Annotated in this window: 12 protein-coding genes and 1 pseudogene; 11 read left to right on the top strand and 2 right to left on the bottom strand. The window is 48.6% G+C overall.

The features are described 5' to 3' along the window. Nucleotides 1-191: 191 nt before the first annotated feature. The 4 genes from BSEL_RS16930 (at nucleotide 192) to BSEL_RS16935 (ending at nucleotide 10,846) form a co-directional block, all read left to right on the top strand. Nucleotides 192-1,799 carry a recombinase family protein gene (locus BSEL_RS16930; protein ID WP_013171765.1) on the top strand — a complete coding sequence of 536 codons (1,608 nt, stop codon included), beginning with the start codon at nucleotides 192-194 and terminating at the stop codon, nucleotides 1,797-1,799. After that, entirely contained in the window at nucleotides 1,792-3,432 is a 1,641-nt protein-coding gene (locus BSEL_RS04215; protein WP_013171766.1) for a recombinase family protein, read from the top strand. The genes BSEL_RS16930 and BSEL_RS04215 overlap by 8 nt, the downstream gene beginning before the upstream one ends. Before the next feature lie 131 nt (nucleotides 3,433-3,563). After that, the gene (locus BSEL_RS04220) at nucleotides 3,564-7,139 is read left to right on the top strand and encodes a recombinase family protein (RefSeq protein WP_013171767.1); all 3,576 of its coding nucleotides are present in this window, start codon (nucleotides 3,564-3,566) and stop codon (nucleotides 7,137-7,139) included. A gap of 578 nt (nucleotides 7,140-7,717) precedes the next feature. Beyond that, complete coding sequence (locus BSEL_RS16935) at nucleotides 7,718-10,846, top strand: S-layer homology domain-containing protein (RefSeq protein ID WP_013171768.1); 3,129 nt, start codon at nucleotides 7,718-7,720, stop codon at nucleotides 10,844-10,846. Nucleotides 10,847-11,009: 163 nt separating this feature from the next. Here the strand turns inward: BSEL_RS16935 and BSEL_RS04230 are convergent, their stop codons facing one another. Further along, the gene (locus tag BSEL_RS04230) at nucleotides 11,010-12,647 is read right to left on the bottom strand and encodes a glutathione ABC transporter substrate-binding protein (protein WP_013171769.1); all 1,638 of its coding nucleotides are present in this window, start codon (nucleotides 12,645-12,647) and stop codon (nucleotides 11,010-11,012) included. A gap of 307 nt (nucleotides 12,648-12,954) precedes the next feature. Here BSEL_RS04230 and BSEL_RS04235 point away from each other — a divergent pair, with 307 nt between their 5' ends. From BSEL_RS04235 to BSEL_RS04250, 4 genes are all read left to right on the top strand, one after another. Then, entirely contained in the window at nucleotides 12,955-13,446 is a 492-nt protein-coding gene (locus tag BSEL_RS04235; protein ID WP_013171770.1) for a hypothetical protein, read from the top strand. 314 nt (nucleotides 13,447-13,760) lie between these two features. Next, nucleotides 13,761-16,178: a bifunctional 2',3'-cyclic-nucleotide 2'-phosphodiesterase/3'-nucleotidase gene (locus BSEL_RS04240; protein ID WP_013171771.1), complete on the top strand. Its 2,418-nt coding sequence runs from the start codon at nucleotides 13,761-13,763 to the stop codon at nucleotides 16,176-16,178. 390 nt (nucleotides 16,179-16,568) lie between these two features. After that, nucleotides 16,569-17,279, top strand: coding sequence for an HAD family hydrolase (locus BSEL_RS04245; protein ID WP_013171772.1), 711 nt, complete (start codon nucleotides 16,569-16,571; stop codon nucleotides 17,277-17,279). Between the two features lie 199 nt (nucleotides 17,280-17,478). After that, the gene (locus BSEL_RS04250; RefSeq protein WP_013171773.1) at nucleotides 17,479-18,882 is read left to right on the top strand and encodes a methyl-accepting chemotaxis protein; all 1,404 of its coding nucleotides are present in this window, start codon (nucleotides 17,479-17,481) and stop codon (nucleotides 18,880-18,882) included. Between the two features lie 145 nt (nucleotides 18,883-19,027). On the opposite strand, the gene BSEL_RS18160 is transcribed toward BSEL_RS04250, so the two are convergent. Then, nucleotides 19,028-19,162, bottom strand: a complete 135-nt coding sequence (locus BSEL_RS18160; RefSeq protein WP_013171774.1) for a hypothetical protein — start codon at nucleotides 19,160-19,162, stop codon at nucleotides 19,028-19,030. A gap of 69 nt (nucleotides 19,163-19,231) precedes the next feature. On the opposite strand from BSEL_RS18160, the pseudogene tnpB reads away from it, so the two are divergent. The 3 genes and pseudogenes from tnpB to BSEL_RS17965 all read left to right on the top strand — a co-directional run bounded on the left by tnpB (nucleotide 19,232) and on the right by BSEL_RS17965 (nucleotide 22,368). Beyond that, nucleotides 19,232-20,349 (top strand): annotated as a pseudogene (gene tnpB, locus BSEL_RS04255) (IS200/IS605 family element RNA-guided endonuclease TnpB). A gap of 702 nt (nucleotides 20,350-21,051) precedes the next feature. Then, a complete protein-coding gene (ltrA, locus tag BSEL_RS17960; protein WP_232970491.1) occupies nucleotides 21,052-21,783 on the top strand; it encodes a group II intron reverse transcriptase/maturase in 732 nt (243 codons plus the stop codon). A 75-nt stretch (nucleotides 21,784-21,858) separates the two neighbouring features. After that, entirely contained in the window at nucleotides 21,859-22,368 is a 510-nt protein-coding gene (locus BSEL_RS17965; RefSeq protein ID WP_232970492.1) for a group II intron maturase-specific domain-containing protein, read from the top strand. The last annotated feature ends 22 nt before the right edge of the window (nucleotides 22,369-22,390 follow it).

Consider the following 22,390-nt stretch of genomic DNA (forward strand, 5'->3'; position numbering starts at 1 on the left):
GAGAGATTTGGCTCTTGTTCAGGTGCTTATTTAGCATGCTATTTATCCCTGTTATGACTTGATAAATGTGCCGGGATAAGTGATGAATAGCATGACCGAACCGCACGGTTGCGCCTTTTCTTTTGATTAGACGATTGAATACGGAAGGGGTCGTGAGGGTCGGTTAAGCATAAAAAGGAGGCGTTACGATTATGGATACATTATCGGTAGAAAAACGGGTACAGCGAATGGATCCGCTTGTACCGGACACACCGAAAGAGCCTGCAAAGATTCGAACAGCTGCCTACATTCGCGTAAGCAGTTTATCGGATGAACAGGAAGGGTCCTTGGATAATCAGAAGCAGCACTACACACAATTGATCCGATCCAACCCCGAATGGCGGATGGTAGACTTGTTCATTGATCAGGGGAAGTCAGGCACCTCGACGGTCAAACGCCCTGCCTTCAATCGCATGATGCGTATGGCAAGGGACGGGGAACTGGACTTGATTCTTTGTAAGTCGGTTTCCCGCTTTGCCAGAAACGTAACGGACACGATTGATGCGATCCGAGCATTCAAGGAACTGGGGGTGCGGCTCGTCTTCGATAAAGAAGGGATCGACACCGCTGATATGACAAGCGAGTTTATCCTAACACTCCTTGCAGCAACGGCCCAGGAAGAAAGCCGAAGTACCTCGGATAACATCACATGGGCGATTAAGAGGCAGTTCGAACAAGGGAAAGCACCTTACCGACGGAAACTCGGCTATCGAAAAGGGGAGGATGGCAACTGGGAGGTCATAGAGCATGAAGCGAGACTTGTAAGACTGGCCTATGAACAAGCCGCAAAAGGATATACAGCCGCTCAAATTGCAAGGCAGTTCATCATGCGAAAGTTCAAGAAAATCAATGGCAGAACAGACTGGTCAGCCACAACCATAAGGCTGATTCTCCGGAACCGGGATTACACCGGAGACGTCATTTGCCAAAAGTATTATGTTGATTCCTATTTAACTCACCAACGGAAAGTGAACCGGGGAGAGCGGGAGAAAATTGTGCTGCGAGGGCATCACGAACCGATAATTGAAAAAGAATTATTTGATACCGTGCAGGCGGTCCTCGATAAGCGTAAAAAGCCTAATGAGAGAAGAGAGATTGTCAGGTACCCTTTATCCAGTCGAATGACCTGTCACTGCGGCGGAACTTTGCACCGGTATGAATGTCGGAATAAAGTGCGCTGGCGATGTGAAAATCAGATCAAAAGCAAAGCGCTATGCAAGCAAACCAGCATTGAGGAAAGTTTGATCAAGAAGGTGATGAAAGAGGCGATGATGGCAAGGTTCCGCTCTGAAAAAGGGACATATCCCCTTGGGAAAATGGCAAAAGAACTATCCAGAGCGATCTCGGCTCGCGATGTAGAATATAATCAGCTGCGACTGAATCTGGAACGCGCGCTGTTGGATGAAAGCCTAGTGTTATTCGATACGGATTTGATTGGCAAGCCGAATTATCAAGAGCAGCTTGATGAACGAAAACAGATGCGAGAGGAGATTGAACAAAAGCTGAAACAAAAAGAGGTGTGGCGGAGTTATTTGGAAGCGGATCATGTCTATCGCGAGCAGGCCATTAACGTATTAGAGACATTGAAAGGGATGATGGAACCAAACGATCGCTTCTATGAACATTGGAACCATACAGCATTTCTAAGGGCATGGGTGACAAGGATCGAAATCTTGTCGCCTATGTCCTTTCGAATTGTCTGGTTTGACGGGATTAATACAGAGATTGATCTACAGAATGGAGTGAAGTGGAATGAGTGATGGGAAATCGAGAGTACGCATTATTCCAGCTACACAGAAAACAAACCGGTTTAAAGATCATGAAGAAGGCAAGAAGAAGCGGATCGCTGTGTATGCCCGCGTATCGACCGCTTCAGAGATGCAGTCTAACAGCTACGAGATCCAAGTGGCGCATTACACGGATTATGTGAATAAGAACCCTGACTGGGAACTGGTTCAAGTGTATGCGGATGAGGGGATTACTGGAACATCTACGGCGAAGCGTACGGCATTTAACCAAATGATTGAGGATTGTGAGAATGGATTGTGTGATTATATCATCACAAAGAGTATCAGCCGCTTCGCACGCAACACCCTGGATTGTATTTCCAGAATCCGCCATCTCAAAAGTTTGAATCCTCCCGTAGGCGTGTTTTTTGAAAAAGAGCAGTTGGATACCTTGGATTCCCGTTCAGAGCTCTTCCTGACCATTCTCTCCTCGATGGCCCAGGAAGAGAGCCGAAACGTGAGTGAAAACACCAAATGGGGCGTACAGAAACGATTCCAACAAGGGATTGTGCACTTTCCCACCACCTATTTCCTTGGCTATGATAAGGATAAAGACGGCAACATTATCATTGATGAAGAACAGGCGGTTGTGGTCCGGCGCATCTTCGACGATTATTTGAAAGGAAAGGGGACGCCTCAAATTGCGAAGGATCTTGAACGTGACGGGATTGAAACGGCGAGAGGGAATAAACATTGGACGAGCAATGCGGTCTACGATATCTTACGCCAAGAGAAGTACCAAGGCAATACTCTAACTGGGAAGCGAGTCACGGTGGATTATTTAACCCACAAACGCGTCCGCAATGATAACCTTGAAACCCAGTATTTTGTAAAAAATACGAATCCGCCTATTATTGATTCGGATACCTTTGAGAGAGTCCAACAGGAAATGAAGCGGCGTTCGATGCTTCGACACGATCCTGAACGAAAATATCGGCAATCCTACAGTAACAAAAGCCCGTTCTCAAATTATTTATTCTGTGGGAAGTGTGGATTGCCAGCACATCGCCGCCGACTGAGTACGACGGTAAACAAGGAAAGAACCCTCTTCACGGCCTTTCACTGTCGCTCCTCGAGCGGTCAACGTGAACATGAGGAATATTGCGGAAATCAATATGTGTGGGAAGAACGGATGGAGAACAGCTTTATCGCTATCTTACAGGATTTGAAACAAAACAAAGCCCAGGTTTACGAGGAGGTGCAAGAAGCGATTGCCGACGTAGCGTTATCCAAGGATGAACAGAAGCGGTTGGATGAGCTCAATGAACAATTAGGGATTGTGGCCGATCGCATCAGTGAACTGGCCGGAAAATCGAGCGGTAATCAGAATAGCATTTATGATGCGACACTGCGGCATTTAATCTACGAACAGGAAATCTTGGAACAGGAGCGAGACAGTTATAACGAAAGTCTTCAGGAAAAAGAGTACTTGGAGAGTCACCTGAATCGGCTATACGAGCTCTTGGAAGAGATGAAGCCGGAAGATCCTTTTGATGGGGATATTTTTCGGGAGGTCATCGACAAAGGCGTCATATATCCGAAAAGGGTCGTAGACTTTCACTTCAAATGCGGTATTAAGCGGTGGGTGGTAGTGACTAAGAAGTAGGCAAGGAAAAGCCTGAAGATTGATGAGAGAAGAAAAACCCCTGATCTGCGCATATCAGACTTGATTCAAGTCCGGATGTGAGTGATAGATGGACGTGAACCATCATCACAATGCAGAAAGGGGTTTTTTGATTGGATCAATTTGAACAAGGCAAATGGATCCGGACCGTGTGGGATCCGCTCAAAGAACAAGAACAGAGTCCATTGGTTGGGGATCAGAAAGTCAAAGTTGCGGCTTACTGTCGGGTGAGTTCAGGAAGCGATGCACAGATTAACTCATTGATGAATCAGGTCCATTATTTCACTCACTATATACGGGAAAGAGAGCATTGGCAGTTTGCAGGTGTTTATATTGATCAATCGGTAAGTGGGAAAGATGCGATGAAGCAGCAAGGGCTGCAGCGGTTGATTCGTCATGCGAAGGAGAAGCGGATCGACTTCATTTTGATCAAAAGTGTTTCAAGGCTTACCCGTAACGCAGAGCAAGTGATCCAGATTGTCAAGGAGCTCAAAGAAGCAGGTGTGGGGATCTATTTTGAACAACAGCAGATCGATACATCTGTGAGATACAATGAATTTTTGTTGAGTACGTATGCAGCGCTAGGGCAGGAAACCATAGAGCATATGGGCCAGGCGATACGTTGGGGGAAGGAGAAGAAGGCAAAAAAGGGACAAGCGCACCTTGTACCGAAATACGGCTACACCATTCAAAAAGGAAGTGGAAAGCCGTATCAGATTCAGCCTGAAGAAGCAGCGGTCGTCAAGCAAATCTTCGACTGGTTTGAAGAGGGGAAAGGGTTCACAGCGATTTCCCGAGAATTAAAGCAACTTGGGATTCCCTCTCCTACCGGAAAAGAGACATGGCATCCGTCATCCGTGCGGCGTCTTCTCGGGTCCAGTACGTATTCAGGCACAATCATCAGTGGGAAAGATCCACAGCCATACATGTTCAGCAACATGAAAGAAGAACAGGACCTTGTGATCATTGAAAATGCTTGCCCGGCCATTGTCTCAAAAGAGCAATTCCAGCGGGTGCAGGTCCGGCTGTCAAAGAAGGAGACCACCTATACGAAAGGGAAGCGGACAGTCCATCCCTTTCAGGGACGTCTCCTTTGCCATCACTGCGATGCGACATTGAATCGGTATAAACCGAATCCCCGGACCTGCAAGTTCAAATGCTATGACCAATCGGTATCAGCATGTGGAACGCCTTCTTTATCTGAATCACAAATCACGGAGATGATGAAAGAGGCGTTTTATAAACGATTTGATTTTACAAAAGAGAAAGCCATTCGCGCCTTATCTTTAATCCTGAAGCGGATCAATGCTCAGGATCATTTTGAGTTTCACCGCTTGCAGTGGATTAACGAGATCGAGATGAAAAGGGAAAAGGGAAATGCGAAGGACGTGAAGAAGATCGAAGGCGCATACCGTGATTTCGAAGCGCATATTCAAGAGATTGAACAGGATCGTCCATTCCGTTTACAGGCGTTAGCCTGGTTGAACGAATGTGATTCCATAAAGGAAGTTGATGAGCAATTGACTGCCGAACGCTTAAGAGCATGGGTGCTGCGGGTTCGGATCGTAACGAGAGATCATTATGAAGTCACGTGGATCGATGGTAAACGAACGACGATCGGTGGCCGCCTTCCTGCAAGGAAAAAAGCGAAAACGACAAACAGGAAGGAGGTGATGAAACCGTTCAAGGGCCTCGAACGTGACGTCCACTCAAAAGGGGATGAGCAGATGGAAGTGAAACGAGACGTGCAAGTCATTGAGCCAAAGCGAGGGCGTGACCTGCTTGATTATATTCAAACCACCGCTTGGAATGCGCCGTCAGAAAAGGTGGCGCAAGATGAACAAGTCGCGACCGCAGCCTATTGCCGCGTCTCAACAGAGAAGGAAAGCCAACTTGGCAGCCTTGATCAACAAGTCGCGTTTTACACATACTCGATTATGAAGAATCCCGCCTATTCGTTTGCGGGCATCTATGTGGACGAGGGGATCAGTGGCCGGACAACAGAGAATCGGCCAGGACTCAATCGCCTGATCAAAGACTGTGAGAGCGGTCTTGTGAAACGGATTGTCTGTAAGTCTTTATCGAGACTGAGCCGAAACATTGTCGATGTCCTTGAAATCACACGGCATCTTGCTTCCTTACCGGATCCCGTATATATCTATTTTGAACGGGAAGGCATCCATACCGAAACGTCGGATTCAGAGTTCATGCTGTCGATCTTTGGCGGGATTGCAGAGGAAGAAAGTCGAAACAGTGGCCACATGATTGCATGGGGGATGCGCAATCAGGCGAGACAGGGCAACATCAAAAGGAGGGTGCCGAACTATGGGTATGACAGTGGTGATCACGATTGGCATATTCGTCCGGAAGAAGCCGAGGTGGTCAGGCGGATTTATCAGGAGATTGAAAACGGGCTTTCCACCAGGGCGATTGCCATGTTGCTGAGTGAGTTGCGGATTCCGACGCCGAACGGACGGGACGTTTGGAATGTGAACACCATCAGGGAGATTGCGTCATCCCCGATCTACAAAGGGGACTATGTGTATCAAAAGTATGTGACGGATTACAATCAAGGCAGGCGAGTTAGGAAGAACGAGGGTGACCAGGACCAAATCTATATCGAATTTCATCATGACCCCATTATTGATCGAGATACATGGGAGCGCGTGCAAGTCGTTTTACAAGATCGCCATGTACGTCATAACGAACGGAAGAAGAGAGAACCGGATATAGGAGAAAAACGAAATAGCGCGCTTGAACATAAGATGTATTGTTCAATATGCGGCAAGCTGTATAAAAGAAAAAGAGATGTGTATGAAAGTCACCGAACGAAATACCACCGCCACTATTGGGGGTGTGATGCAAACATTCATCAAATCAAGCATGTGAATGCTGTGTGTCGAAACTCGCGTACCATGCAACAACGGTATTATGAGGAACACTTCATGGATTTTCTTCAGCGTTTTATTCCCCAAATGAAGACGTTCAAAAAACAGGCAGAGGATACGATTCGAAAGATCGATTTGAATGATAAGGACATCGAAAGAGAGCGGAAAATCCGTTTGGAGATTGATCGGTGGAATCATGCTTTGTATGAAGCAGTAGACGAACAGCTGCATGAAAAAGGGAAAGACGCTGCAAAAGTTGAACAGCTGACGACAGGTTTGACCGTGCGCTATGATCAATTGAGACAACTCGATGAAAGGCGCTTGCAAGCAAAAGAAGAACGTCGGAATTTAAAGCGATTGCTTAAGTTGCTTAATGGTTATCTGGATGACCGGTCAGAAGCGTTTCCGCAAACGCTCTACGAAGCACTGATCGAAAAAGTGACGGTGTATCCAGACGGGGCTCTTCATTATCATTTGGTATTCGGTATAGAGTGGTCGACGCCAAAACGGTATCAAGACTACTTGGATGCGAGCAGTAAACGTGTGAAACACACTTACAAGCGTAAGCGAGAACAACTCTTACAGGATCCGGCTATTGATGAAATGCTGGGTTACTGTGAACAACCGAGAACCCGTAAAGACCTGTTAGCCTTTCTGGAACAACGATTACCTCTCTCCCAATACCGGTTTGATGAACGGATCTTCGCTCCCCTAGAACAGCAAGGGAAGATGAAGCGGTACACCATTAAAGGGCAGGGAAGAACGCTTTACTACGAAGCGGTGAAGCGCAAGAACCCGTGATAGGCGTTGAAAAGAAGAAGGATCTCGAGTAAACTGAACGAAAGGAAAAAATCGGTTCGCCCGGTTTGTCACAGCGGAGTCGTACTTCGCTTAAGTTTATGATTTTAGCATCTGCCTGCACAGGTAGGTGCTTCATTTTTTTATCGGATGCAGATTCAATTCAGGGTGGACAACAGCAGAGATTTGATTTACGATTAGTTGCAACAGTACCCGCCACGCCTAGTTAATCATGCGGACCAAGGTGGGTCATTTTATAAGGGATCATACTCCGGTTACCCAAGGGTCCGGGGTTTTTATTTTGGACGATTATCGTGATTTGAATACGCTGAAGAGCTCATTTCCTTAGGGGGGATGGGCTCTTTTTTTTGCGTTTAGAAAGGTATATTTGGAAAGGTAGTGGAAAACGGAGATTCTTGAGCAGTCAATGCTAAGAATATACGAGCGATTGAAATCGTTGCTCTATCTTATAGAAGAAACTCGGATAGAGGGGGGTACTATTTTGCGTAATTTATCAAGGCTAGGTCACGGCGTCAACGGCAGACCATGCCGGAAATTCAATATTCTATTATCCGCGAGATTTGGATAATGCCGAAGAGCTGTACTTCAATATCAGCAATGAAGAAGGTGAAGATGCTTCGCCACCAACGGTTGCCGATGTGCAGGTGGACACCAGTGAAACTTACTATGGTGAGCGGATTGCGGTGAGCTTAGTTGCCGAAGATGATCTGTCGGGGGTAAGAAGTGTTTCCGTATTTTTCAGGACACCGTCAGATTCCCGTTCAGAATCCGTCCGATTGAATTATGACGAAGAGACGGATCGGTGGAAGGGGTATTATACGGTACCGGAATATGCGGCAAGCGGCAAGTACCCGCTCGACTTCATCTCAACGGCAGACCATGCCGGAAATTCAATATTCTATTATCCACGAGATGTGGATAATGCTGATGATCTGTATTTTAATATCATTGCGTCTCTTCCACCGCTGCCGGATATTGATCCTGTGCCGGGAACTTTTACATTGGACAATGAAACCTGGACATCGAAGACAATAGACGGGGACTTGTATGTAGGACCGGAATCGATCCTGAGTATCGATGGCGATGTTCAGATTAACGGGGACGTTTATGTATTCGGTGCAATCAGAAGTTTTGGCGGTTTGAATGTTACAGGGACCATGAATGTAAGAAGTGCAAATTTCAGTGCTTTTTCATTTTCTCCCGTTTCTCAGGGATCATTAAATGTGATTAGCGGCTCCAATCATTTTGGTACGTTACGTGCCACAAATGCCAGGTGGGATATTCCGTTCCGGTTGGATCATGAATCATTTGAAGTCAAGGACGGCAGTCTGCTTGTTGAAGGAGCGATGATCCCGGTTGGTGATTTGTATATCAATGATCAGCAAGTGGATTTTTATCGCAACGGCGTTTTCGAAGAAACCCTGACAGATATTGAAGGGGATGAGCTGGCGTTTCGCATTATAGATGTCTTTGGTAATAAGCGTACTTTTTCAGAACCGCTGACGTATTACGGGGTGCCTTATTGGCTTGAAGACAGCGAACTTGAAGTGACGGAGGTATCAGATATCGAAGCTTCACTGAAGTGGGGGACTACAGTCGATCCTGAAGAGACAGATTCTTTTCGGATTTACCTGAATGATACTCTTGTTTCGGATGTGGGTGATGACAGTCATTCATACACATTAACCGGCTTGGAACCTATGACGGAGTATGATGTTCAAGTCGTTGCTACGAGTATTTATGGGAAAGAATCTAAACCTCTGAAGGTATCTTTCAAAACAGAACCTGATGAAGAAATGATCAAAGAGTGGGATCGTTTAATCAAAACTGCTGAAGAGGCCATTGGACTTTTGCCTGAGCGAAATCAGATAAGCAGATCGGATCGTGAGCAGATAAAAGAAGCGCGGGATGCCGTTGATCAAGCCTTGGAAGCGGACCTGACAGCTGCGGATATTGAAGGTTTATCTCTTTTATCTGATGCAGAAGAGCGCTTGGTTGAACTCGACGATATGCTCGAAGATGTAATCCGTACCATTGCAGGCTTGAAAGATATCACTCAACTGACGCCGGCTGATGCAGAAGACATACATGCTGCCCGTGAGACGGTGGAGAAAGCGAAAGAAGCAGGCATTGACAGTGCAGAGATTGCGAATTATGATCGTTTGACAGCGGCAGAGGACCTTCTTGAGAAACTGAAAGATCTGCTTCAAGCGGCAAACACTAAAATAAACGACCTTCCAGAACTTCGTGAATTGACGTTGTCTGACGCAGAACAGATTAAAAACACCCGTGAGGCAGTCAACGAAGCATTGTCACAGGGCTATGATGAGAGTGATCTGGAGAACCTGATTCACCTTGAAGAAGGGGAAAAGCGGCTCATCAAACTGAACGAGCTTCTCGAACAGGCTGAGCTGCGGATTGGACATCTTCCGGATGGGGAAGATCTGTTACCGGGACATGAAGAAGAGATAGAGGCTGCCCGTAAGGCGGTGGAAAGAGCAAAAGAAGAAGGTATTTCACCGGAGTCAATTTCGAATCTGCACATATTGACTCAAGCAGAAGAAGTGATGAAGGCTTTCACTGAAAAGCTTACGGTACTGCAAGAAGCGCTCCATTCAGTACCGGATTTGGCTGACGTGACAGCTGATCATGCGCCATTGATTGCTGATGTTCAAAACCAGGTCGATGCAATTGCGTCTGAACCAGTTCTGGAAGAAGAGAAAAAACGGTTGGATCACTTCCTCGAAGTGAAAGAGCGGCTACAGCTGTTAGTGACATTGGAAGAGATGATTTCAGCACTTCCTCCGGTTGATGAGATCAGCGTAAAAGATGACGAAAGCCTGATAGATGAAACAGTTGCTGAGGTGAACGGAGTGGTTGATTCGGGTGTGCGAAAAGAGAGCATTCTTTCGTACGATTCATTAATGACTGTGGAGAAGCGCTATGCAGATCTTAAGAAAGCTGTTTTTGATGCAGAAGCGGCGATTTCGGGTTTACCTGCTCCGGATGATCTGACTCTCGAGCATCAGAATCAGCTCGAAGAAGCGAGGAACAAAACGGATCAGGTGAAAGAACTCAGTAAATATGGTCTGGAATCGGTTTATCATTATGCAGAACTGGCAGTGCTTGAAGAGCGAATGGCGATATTGAAATCGTTGGAACATTCCCCTTTCCGTGACGTTGTGAGTTCGAATCGCTTTGCCGAAGACATTTACTATCTGACTCACCGTGAGGTGATATCCGGATTTCCTGATGGTTCTTTTCATCCGGACAGAACCGTGACTCGTGCACAGGCGGCGATTATGATTGGACGTGCATTAGGCTTTGACGGGGAACAACGGGATAATCAGTTTGCGGATGTCAGTACATCCATGCAGGCGTCCGGTTTTATTCAGGCTGCTGCGGATGTCGGGATCATTCAGGGTTTCCCGGATGAAACCTTCCGTCCTGACGATACCGTTACACGAGGGCAGATGGCGATTTTCCTCGCACGTGCCTTCGATCTTCAGGACGACGGATCATCAAACATCACGTTTACGGATATGTCTTCCTCCATGCAGGCTTATCATGCTGTGCATGCCATCTATACGAAAGATATTACGCAAGGCTTTCCTGATGGAACATACCGTCCTGATGAAGGAGTAACCCGCGGGCAGTTCAGTGCATTTTTGACAAGAGCATTACAATAATTACAGGAAGAGTCCTGATTTGGGGCTCTTTCTTCATGTTTTTATCCACATACAGACACCCCCGTATGCCTTGCTTGCGCTTTGGCATACGGGGGTGTCTTCTTTATTTATAATAGGGTCTGTTTCATAAGCGGCTTGATCCGATCGCGCTTTTGCCTTTAGGTTATTCCGTCAGGCGCACGTCTTTTAAATACGGGAAGCTGCTCGGGTACTGGAAGAAGCCGTCGACGCGGTCTTCAAGACCTGCGAGGAGAACGGAATGGTACAAAAAGACCATCGGTGCCTCGTCGGCAATGAGCTGCTGGACTTCTTCATAGAGCGCGAGGCGTTCCTGTTCATCGGTTTCCTGACGGGCTGCTTCAAGGAGAGCATCGATCTCGTCATTGGCGAGGAACGAGCGGTTTCCCGGAGCGCCGGCATTGGATGAATGGAACATCGCATACAGGCCGTAGTCGGCGTCAAGGGTTACGGTTCCCCAGCTGCCGACGAACAGTTCGGAATCCCCCTGGCCGGTGACGTCGAGATACGTGCCGGTTTCCATCGTTTCGATCTCCGCATCAATGCCGATTTCCCGCAGGTTGGATTGGGCGGTTTCGGCGATGTCGATGAAGGCCCGTCCATCGTTGGACGTAATCGTCGTTGAGAAACCGTCCGGGTAGCCCGCTTCCGCGAGAAGCGCCTTTGCTTCTTCGGGGTCAAAGCCGATTGAAGAGACGTTCTCACTGTAGCCGATGACGGTTGGGGCGAGCGGACCGTTTGCTTCAAGGGCGACGCCGTCTGTCGCGATCTCAATGACGTCCTGTTTGTTGACGGCCATGGAAATGGCCTGACGGACGCGGATATCGTCAAACGGCTCGGCCTCGGTGTTCATCCCGAGGTAGGTCAGGTTTGCACTCGGGGACTCGAGGACGGACGTGCCGTCGTTGCTGTTGATGCGGCTGATGTCGTTGGCATTGACCGGATAAATGATCTGGGCCGAGCCGGTTTCGAGTTCACCGACTCTCGTTAAATCTTCAGGCGTGACGCTGAAGGTAATCGCTTCGACGCCGGCAGGATCTGCCCAGTAGCCGTCATGACGGACGAGGCTGACGGATTCGCCCGGGGTCTGGCTGTCGAACTTCATATAGCCGGTGCCGATCGGGTTCTCACTGACGGTGACAAACGGTTCGCCGCCGTCTTCCACATGGGCGCGGTCGGCTTCGATCTGTTCAAGGCTCACCATATGACCGCCCGGGTGCGCGAGGTGAGAAGGGAGTGCCGAGAACGGGAAGTCGGTTGTGATGGTTACGGTATAGTCATCAACCACTTCGACCTCGTCGATCATATCAAAGAGAAAACCGAGAGGGGAGGCAAGATCCGGATCGCGGACACGGTCGAGGTTCGCCTTCACCACGTCTGCGTTGAAGGGGGATCCGTCATGGAACGTCACGTCTTCTCTCAGTTCGAACTGCCACGTCGTCTCATCAAGGGGCTCGTAGTGTTCAGCCAAGGCTGGCTGGAGCTCAAGGTCCGTGTTCAATTCGACGAGCGTGTCATAAATCGGATTCATCACATACAGGGAGTTGCCGTCATTCGCCCCGTGGGGATCGAGGGATACTGGTGCAGCCTGCAGATGCAGGTTCAGGATATCCTCATGATCCCCGTCTGCCTGCGCGTCATTCGGGTCATTGTTTTCCTCATTGTTATGCTGTTCGCTGTCGCTTGTATTGTTTGTCGCATCGTTTGGTTCAGCTTCGTTGGCGCACGCACCGAGAATCATCAACGCCGCCGATCCTGCCATCATACCCTTTATCGCATTCATTTTCGTCAACCTCCAATTATTCTGATATATTTTGTCGGAATAAAGACAGCATAGCCGATCGACCAAGGTTTGTCAATGCAAAAGATCCGTTCATGACGGGCTTTTTGGCAGATTGGAAACAGTCCGCTTACGTATCCGCGAGGGATTTCAGTGGGGATTACCAAAATGTAATACTCAAAGTTGAGATTATCTAATGAACCCGGATACTTTATCGAAGCTTACAGGGTTGATCTGTCCCAAAAGGAAGTTGCCGAAAATAGTTTAAATCAATCATTTGAAGGATCGGCTGGAGGAAGCGAGCATCCCTGTGCATGAGATTCCGGCAACGTCATCAACTTCGAGCCTGATTGAACTGCCCCCGGTGGCTCCCAGTTCAGTCTATACGATGTACCGTTCGAGTGATGGCTATGCTCGAAACCAAAGCGGGATTGTGATGAAAGTGAACGGACGTGCCAAAATAGCCATTCTGACAGGGGACTACCATTACGGACAGTTACTTAAAGGGGTTATGGATCCGCACGAGAGTCGCCTTAAACCTTATGAACTGGTCGTGCCTCATCATGGAGGAAGTGCTGGCAGTTGGGAGAAGAAGATTACAACAGGACTGAAGGCAATTGATTTTTCCGGCGGTGTTCTGTCGACATCCAGCAAACGCTGTAAAAATGTCCCGCGTGAAGACGTCCACCACTTTTTTGTGAAGAAGTTGGGGTTTGCCTGCTTCTGTTCGTTGTGCAAGCCGAGCGTCACGGGTTATGACGTGTCGCTGGACGGTCTCTCTGTATGGGGGAGGATTACGTGATGAAACGGTATGCTGGGGGACCGTCATCGCAATGCGGGAAACGGTGTTGGATCACGGCAAAGAGGCGCAGCTTTTGCATCAGGCTTTCCGAGCGGTGACGCCGAATGGCGGTAACGGACGAAAGGATCTGCTATCAGTTCTCTGTTCATCTGCTTACATTAAAAGGGGATACTTGGTTTTGGGCAGATACAAAGGGACCTGCACAGGGGTTGGATTGCAGCGGTTATTTTTTTTATGTTACGCTTTGAGCATAGGAATTGGAAGTAGGACGTCCTATCTTTCTGCCCAAACTATCACGTAACTGGAGGGTTTTCATGAAGAAAACATTGAGAGCGGTTTCATTGGCCGGTGTTGCATCGCTGTTGGCTGTGACGGCTTATCAGCTGCCATCACAGGCGAATGAGCAGGAAAATGACGGAGAGCGGACCACGCACGAGTTCAGTCTGTTCGGTGTTGCGGATCTGCACGGCTATATCATGCCTTACGATTACCGCACGAATGAACATACGGATCACGGCATTGCCCAGCTGCATACGCTGATTCAGGAACTTGAGGAGAAGCATCCGAACAACCTGATCGTCGATAACGGCGACTTCATCCAAGGCAGTGATCTGGCTGAATATGAAGCTGTGACGAACCCGATCGATTCGTCCGAAGAGAAGACGACGACGGTTAAGGCAATGGAAGCGATGGGTGTTGATGTCAGTGTCGTTGGAAACCATGAGTTCAATTTCGGTTTGGATTTCCTTCAGAACACAATCGATACAGCGGAATTTCCGATTCTCGCGGCAAACGTGTACGATGAAGGAACCGATGATTTGACATATGATCCTTATCTGATTATGGAGCAGGAAGTGGACGGCCGCACGCTCAACGTCGGCGTGATCGGACTGACACCGCCTGGCTCGATGCAGTTTGACGGTTTTTTCCTGCAGGGGAATGTCTATATTGAGGATATCGTAACATCCGCAGAGAAATACGTACCGAAGATGATTGAAGACGGCGCGGACATCATCGTGGCCAACGCACATAGCGGTATTGACGAAGGCTTTGAGACAGGCGACGACAATGCGGCGACGGAGCTTGCCAAGGTCGAAGGTATCGACGCACTGCTCCTCGGCCACCAGCACAGTGATTTTCCTGGTGCATCCCGCTATGACGACATTGAAGGCGTGGACAATGAGAAGGGTCTGATCCATGGCGTGCCGGCAGCGATGCCAAACCGTTATGGTACGAAAGCGAGTGTCATTGACTTTGATCTTGCCTATGAGAATGGCGAATGGGAGATACTCGGCAGCGAACAGACGCTGCATGACGCACGCGGCAAAGAGGCGTCTCCGGATATTGTTGAAATAGCCGAAGAGGTGCATGAGGACGTCATCGCCTTTTATGCTGAGGAAGTCGGCGAGTTTGAAGCACCGATTACGGGCTATTTCTCGCGAGTCACAGATACAGCCCTGACGCAGGTGATTAACGATGCACAAATGTGGTATGCCGCGAACGTGATGGAAGGAACGGGCTATGAAGACTTGCCGATCGTCTCTGCGGCGGCACCGTTCAGTTCCACCGTCGATGTGGCTCCGAATGAGACGCTCACAAGAGCGGATATGAGTGCGGTCTACCGCTTCCCGAACACGCTCCAGATCGCAAAGATAGACGGTGGCCAGCTGCATGACTGGCTTGAGACGAGCGCGGGAAACTTCAACCAGATCGACCCTGAAGAGACGGATGAGCAGAGCCTTCTTTCCGGTTTCCCTGGATTTGATTTTGACATTATCGACGGGGTTGAGTATCAAATTGACATTACGAAGCCGGTTGGTGAACGGATTACCGACCTGACGCTTGACGGCGAGCCGGTCGATCCCGAGCAGGAGATGCTGATCGCAACGAATAACTACCGTGCCGGCGGAAGTGGCGGTCATGTTGACCTGAATCTTCAGGAGGACATCGTCGTGGAATTGAACACGCTGAACCGTGATGCGATTATGGACTATCTTGATGAGACAGGCAGCGTGGATCCTTCAGCCAATCATAACTGGTCCATCAAGGAAGTTGACACAAAAGGTCCGGTGACGTTCTCCGCAAGCAGCAACGGTTCACCGTTCCTCGACGAACTCGGGCTCGATTTTATCACTCATGATGGCGGCGGAGACTACACGATTGACCTCTCCCGCACTGCCTCTCTGAAAGAAACCATGCCAGAGACCGTATTCAGTGATTTCAACGAAACCCACCGCGGATTCACTGACGTGCAGCCACTGATTGCGCGTTCTGTGATCCAGGGGTACCCGGATGAAACATTCCGCCCTCACCATGAAATCACGAGAACGGAAGCGGCGATCATGATGACGCGTATGATGGATCTGGATACGGCTGCGGCCGCGGATGGCGGATTTGACGATGTGTCTGAGAGCCACCCGCACTATGCCTATATCCAGGCCGTCAAAGAAGCGGGTATCTTCGAAGGGGATCTGCATAACCGGTTTAACCCGGATGAGTACATCACCCGTGGTGAAACGGCTGCGATTCTGACCCGTGCATTTGAACTGTCTGATGAGAACAGGGATGGGGCGCCGTTTACGGACGTGCCTGATACGTTCCGAGCTGCAATCGAAACGCTGTATCAACTTGAGATCACAGAAGGATACACAGAAACGGAATTCGGAACCGAACGCCCGGTGACCCGCCGTGACTTTGCCATCCTTGCAACAAGAGCCGATCAGATTCAGTAAGCCGTTCAAGCACAACCCATGACCAGGCATTAAGAAGCCCCCACTTCTTGTGGGGGCTTTTGTATGATTAGTTCGAGGTATCTTGCGTCATTTTCTGCTCTAGGATGTGTGCGGCCGTCCGATTGAGCCACTTGGGACAAACAATGATCATAGCCAGAACAAAAAACTGAGCTGTCATTTGCCTTATGGAGAACAGGGGCTAAGTTCAACACGGCTTGCATGATATAACCTGTTGTTTGCGATTGACAGGTCCGGTTTTGTTTTATATGATAAATTGGACAGTACCCGCCACGCTTCAAAAAGAGCGTACCAAGGCGGGTCTTTTTCGTGGTGTCCGTTCGTTGATGACAAGCGGATTCCATACAGAAACCTTACAGGAGGATGACACACATGACGATTAAACTATTGGCATTTGATATTGACAATACCCTGGCGCAGATTAACGAACCGATCCTGGACGAGACGGTCCAGGCATTACGGGACTTTGAGAATCAGGGACTGACCATTGCATTCGTATCCGGGAAGCCGGCGATCTATATTGCCGGACTGGTGAGGCAAGTGGGGCTTAAGAACCCGGTGATCATCGGGGAGAACGGCTTAAGCACGTACTACGGCTGCGGCGTGCCGCCGAAGAAAATCATTGAGAACGACACGGTGACAGAACGTGACCGTGAACTTTTGTTCGATGTGAGGAAGACGCTGACGGACGAATACGGTGAGCGGATCTGGTTTCAGCCAAACGAAGTGAGCGTGACAATCTTTCCGAAGGATATAGGGGAGATCGGTACGATGAAACAGACGGTTGAGGAGATATTCCGCTCTGAGGCGGTGCGTGATGCCCTTGTGTTTTACACCCATGCGGATTCCATCGACATTGCACCGAAGCTCGTCAACAAAGGCGCAGCCGTCAAGGCCCTTCTTCAGGAAGAGGGCTGGACTGCTGAAGAGATGATTGCCGTCGGTGACGGGGAGAACGATGTCCCGACCTTTTCGTTGGCCGGTCATTCGGTGGGTGTCGATTTCAAAGGGGATTTCAAGGTGGACAAGAACGCCCGGGATATTCATGAGGCGATTGCCCATGTGAGAAGCATTGTGACATAACCGATCTGCAGTTATGACGTACGTCAGAGGGACCCCGGCATTCGCCGGGGTCTTCTTTGTGCAGATCAGCTGATTGGTCCGGGCTGTTCCGCACACAGCAGGGGATCAGCTTGTGAGATCTTCTGACAGGATGTTCGTTAGGTCATTTGATCTATGCTAAGCTGTGAGGAAATGGACATTACAGCGGAGGAGTGAGCGTATGGGAATACTTGCGGTATTGACCGGGAAGGCACCGGAAGAAAAAGCAGTGACTGATGAGAATGCGTTGGATATGGCACATGTGTATGATTTCATCAATGAGTCGCAGGTCGTCTCAGACCGGATGATGGCAGCGGTCGAAGAGGTGAACATGGCGCTTGGGCAATTGAGACAGATTGCCGATCAGTCTGTTTCCGAAGGAAAGGCATTGAAGGCGAACAGCCATCAGTCAATGGAACAGATTCAGGAAGCCTTTGCAAGGCTGCAGGAAGTCTCCGCCACTTCAGAACAGATCCGCAAGACGGCTGTGACGATGAGTGAGGAGAGCGAAGAAGCGAAGCAGTCAATGGGGAAAGTGAGTGATTCCCTTGCGTCCACAGAGGCGGTGATGGAGAGACTAACCGGTTACAACGGCTCGGTGACGGAAAACATCCAGGGGCTGACGGATCATACGGCGAAGATTGATGAGATCAATACGCTCATTAAAGGTGTCGTCTCCCAGACGTCGCTGTTGTCTTTGAATGCGTCGATTGAAGCGGCGCGTGCCGGGGAGCACGGCAAGGGCTTCTCCGTTGTGGCCCAGGAGATCAAAAAGCTCGCCGATCAGAGCAGTGAAGCGGTGGAACGGTCTTCGGGGATCTTAACGGCGATTGAACAGGGAGTCGAAGAGGTCGTTGCGTCAGTGGAAGAAGAGCGCCTTGCCGTGGCGGAAGGCGTGCAGGAAGTCGCGGCGATGAAGGAACGGGTCCACGCGATTCTCGGCCAGATCACGAACGTGAACGATCTCGTGCAGGAGACGGCGAACGACAGCGAGTCCCAGGCGGTGATGACAAACGAGGCAACGGAACAGCTCGAAGAGGTCGTTGACCGGGTGAAGGATACATTGACATACATCGACAGAACCGTGGATGATATGGCGGCCCAACAGACGCAGACGACCCACTTGACGGCGATCAGTGAAGATCTGCACGCGGCATCGACGGAACTGACGTCCTCGATCCGTGCCCTCGACGTCGAGGAGTCGGTGGATGTTGCCGACGCGGATCTAGAAGCGGTGAAGGAGCTGCTCAGTTCGATTGTTGTCGCCGCAGAGATTAAAGGACTTGATCCGGCGGCTCATGAAGCCTGTTTAACCCGGCAGATTGAAAGAAGCGATGCCGTGGAAGCGATCTGGTCGAACCGGGCGGATGGTTCATTTATTTACTCGAATCCTCCGGCCGGACTTGCGAACGCGAGGCAGCGTGACTGGTGGAAGAAGGCGATGGACGGAGAGTTCTTTGTGTCGGAGAACTATATCTCGGCGATCACCAAGAAGCCGTGTATCACGCTGTCGACGGCGATTAAGGATGAAGAGGGCGAGCCTGTCGGCATGGTCGGCATGGACGTCAAACTCTCTGAACAATGATGGATTCAGGTGATGGGGCAATGCGGTTTGACGAACACGGCAACCAAAACCAGAGCTCACGCTCACAACGCAGCAAGTTATATTATCTTATAAGTTGTGAGCGAGAAAACCCCCGAATTTATTCGGGGGATGACAGCGAACGGTCTTAGGCTTTCAAGCCTTTTCTCACCAATTCGTAGACGGCACTCGCAAACGTTGGAACCATATTCTCCTTTCGATATTCCTCTATCGCTTCGTACAATTCTTTTGGGAAATTCAAGTGCTTTTGCACCCTGGACATTTACATCAACCTCCTTTAAAGATATATTTAGAGTATACTTAATATACTATAAAGAAGGAGGTGAACGCAATGACAAATCATAAAGCCTATCGCTTTCGCATCTATCCCAATCGAGAACAGCGAATCTTGATTGCGAAAACCATCGGTTCGACTCGTTTTGTCTATAACCACTTTCTTGCGAAGTGGAACGACAGGTATAAAGAGACAGGCAAAGGGATGTCCTACAATGCCTGTTCTGCGGAACTCCCGCAATTAAAACGGGATTACGAATGGTTAAAAGAAGTGGACAGCACCGCCTTGCAACAAGGGTTAAAACACTTAGCTGACGGATTCAACCGTTTCTTTAAGAAACACAACAAATACCCTCGATTTAAGTCAAAGAAGAACGATGTTCAGTCTTTTAAAACCGTCGGCAAAATGCGAATCGAAGGCAATCGCCTTTTCCTTCCGAAACTGGGCTACGTCAAATTCGCAAAAAGCCGTCATGTTGAGGGACGTATTCTGTCTGCCACGATCCGACGAACGCCAATGGGTAAGCATTTTATATCCGTTCTTGCTGAAACGGAGATTAAACCATTCGATCAGACAGGATCAGCCGTAGGCATTGATCTTGGCATTGACCATTTCGCCATCCTTTCAGACGGGCAAAAGATCGACAACGAACGCTTTACACGAAAGATGGAACAGAAGCTAAAGCGTGAGCAACGCAAGCCGTCAAGACGCTATGAACAGGTGAAGAAAGACGGTAAACCGTTGCATGAAGCCAAAAACTATCAAAAGCAAAAAGTCAAAGTCACCAAAATCCATGAGAAGATCGCTAATCAACGAACGGACTTCCTGCAAAAACCCAGTACAACGATCATCAAAAACCACGATGTCGTTTGTATCGAAGATGTAAACGCCAAAGGAATGTTGAAAAATAAGAAGCTGTCAAAAGCCATTTCAGACGTATCTTGGTCGGCTTTTAAGGATATGTTGATGTACAAGGCGGAGTGGCATGATCGCACGATCATCAAAATTGACCGATTGTTCCCATCCAGTCAGCTTTGTTCATCCTGTGGTCATCATGACGGCAAGAAGGATTTGAGCGTCCGATCATGGACGTGCCCTCTTGTGGTACGCACCATGATCGTGACATCAACGCCAGTCGAAACATCCTACAAGAAGGGTTACGTGTCCTTTCATAAACGGAAACAAAAACCGTCGGTCAGGCGGGGTTCGCTTGGTCAATAAGAGAAACCGCTGTTTTGCGTGTATGCCACGCTTTAACAAGTACGCTCTGTTCCCAAGAATCCCACGACTTTAGTATCGTTAAGTGTCAAATGTTGACAATATTTCTTTCGTCAATAGTACTAATAGCCTCCAGACCATCAAAAGGTCCTGGAGGCTATTTATAGTGTGCCGGGCATGCACTGTATCTTGGGAGTGAAAGTCTCCTGTGGGCTTGGCAGTAGGAACCACTAGTCAATAGCAAGGGTGTCCACCGTGAGGTGGAATCTGAAGGAAGCCGGCGACAAACTCCTGTACCGAGGAACACGAACCATATCAGGCACAAATGGGGCGGATGAGTCTGCTATACAAGATAAAGTCCAATACTGCCCGAACCCCACAGTGTAAATATGGCGGCGATAGGACGAAGGAGACAGTGCTTACCCCGGGAGGTCTTACGAGGGTTCCCGACAAGAAGGATGGAAGATCCTACAGGAACAAGGAATTCAGAGATGGATTCCTGAATCGTAAGAAGTCAGCCGAGGTCATAGTAATCCCATGGGGATGAAGGACCGAACAATAAGCGTCTTTGAGACAAATGAAATTGACAGGATTGCTTTAATCACAGAAAACGTCTCCGGACGGCTATCTGCAGAGGGATACGCTGGAAGCGGAAGAGTATGCAGAAGCGTGTAGCAATCTGGCAACGAAAGGAGTCGAAAAGCGGTATGCAATTAATTGACAGAGTGGTCTGTCCGGATAACCTGAATTTGGCGATGAACCGGGTGATTTCCAATAAAGGAAACCCCGGGGTCGACGGGATGACCGTTGACCAACTTGAAGCACATGTTCGCCAATATGCGAAACCATTGATAGCCAAAATCCAAAAAGGGACATATCAACCTTTACCCGTAAAACGGGTAGAGATTCCGAAAGAGAATGGAAAGAAACGCAAATTGGGGATACCGGCAGTCCGGGACCGTATGGTCCAGCAAGCGATTTTTCAAGTTATTGAACCGATAATAGATCCGCACTTCTCTCCAAACAGTTATGGGTTCAGACCGGGTAAAAATGCCAAACAAGCGATTAAACAAGCCGCAAAATATTATGATGAAGGATTCAAAATGGTCGTGGATATCGATCTGAAAAGTTATTTTGATACGATTCCCCATCAAAAGCTGATGAACTATCTTGAACAATATATTCAGGATCCGATCATCTTGAAACTGATCTGGAAGTTTCTTAAAAGCGGGATTATGATAGGGGACAACTGGGAATCTTCAAGAAACGGTGCACCGCAAGGTGGCAACTTATCACCGATTCTCAGCAATGTTTACCTACATGAACTGGATAAGGAATTGGAAAGAAGAGGCCACCGTTTCGTCAGATATGCAGATGACTTTTGCATCTAAGTTAAAAGTCGCAGAGCTGCGGAGCGTGTGCTCCTTAACACAACAACTTTCCTCGAGGGAACACTTAAACTGAGTGTGAACCAAGAGAAAAGTGCTATAGGATCACCAACGAAACGAAAGTTTCTGGGGTTTTGCATTCACAAAAGTAATAATGAAACCAGGTGCAGACCTCACCACGCCTCCAAGGCGAAGTTCAAAGCCAAACTGAAATATCTGACGAGAAGAAACCAGGCGAACTCCTTCGATTACATTATTCTTAAGATTAACCAGGTGACAACCGGCTGGATCAACTACTATGGCATCAGTTACATGAAATCCTTTATCAACAGCATTAAGCAATGGTTACACCATCGGCTGAGGCAACTGATCTGGAAACAGTGGAAGAAAATTAAAACGAGATACAAGAATTTGATGAAGTATGGCATTGAAACCGAAGAAGCTTGGAAAATGGCAAACACTCGCAAAGGCTATTGGCGTGCCTCCAAGAACGAGACACTGCACAAAGCCATCAAAATAGAAAAGCTCGCAGGGTGGGGACTCAAAGACATGAGTCAACTCTACGAGCGTGCATACTCAACTTATTGAACCGCCGTATACGGGTCCGTAC

Origin of the sequence: [Bacillus] selenitireducens MLS10, from assembly GCF_000093085.1 — a bacterium.
GTDB classification, from domain to species: Bacteria; Bacillota; Bacilli; order Bacillales; family Salisediminibacteriaceae; genus Salisediminibacterium; species Salisediminibacterium selenitireducens.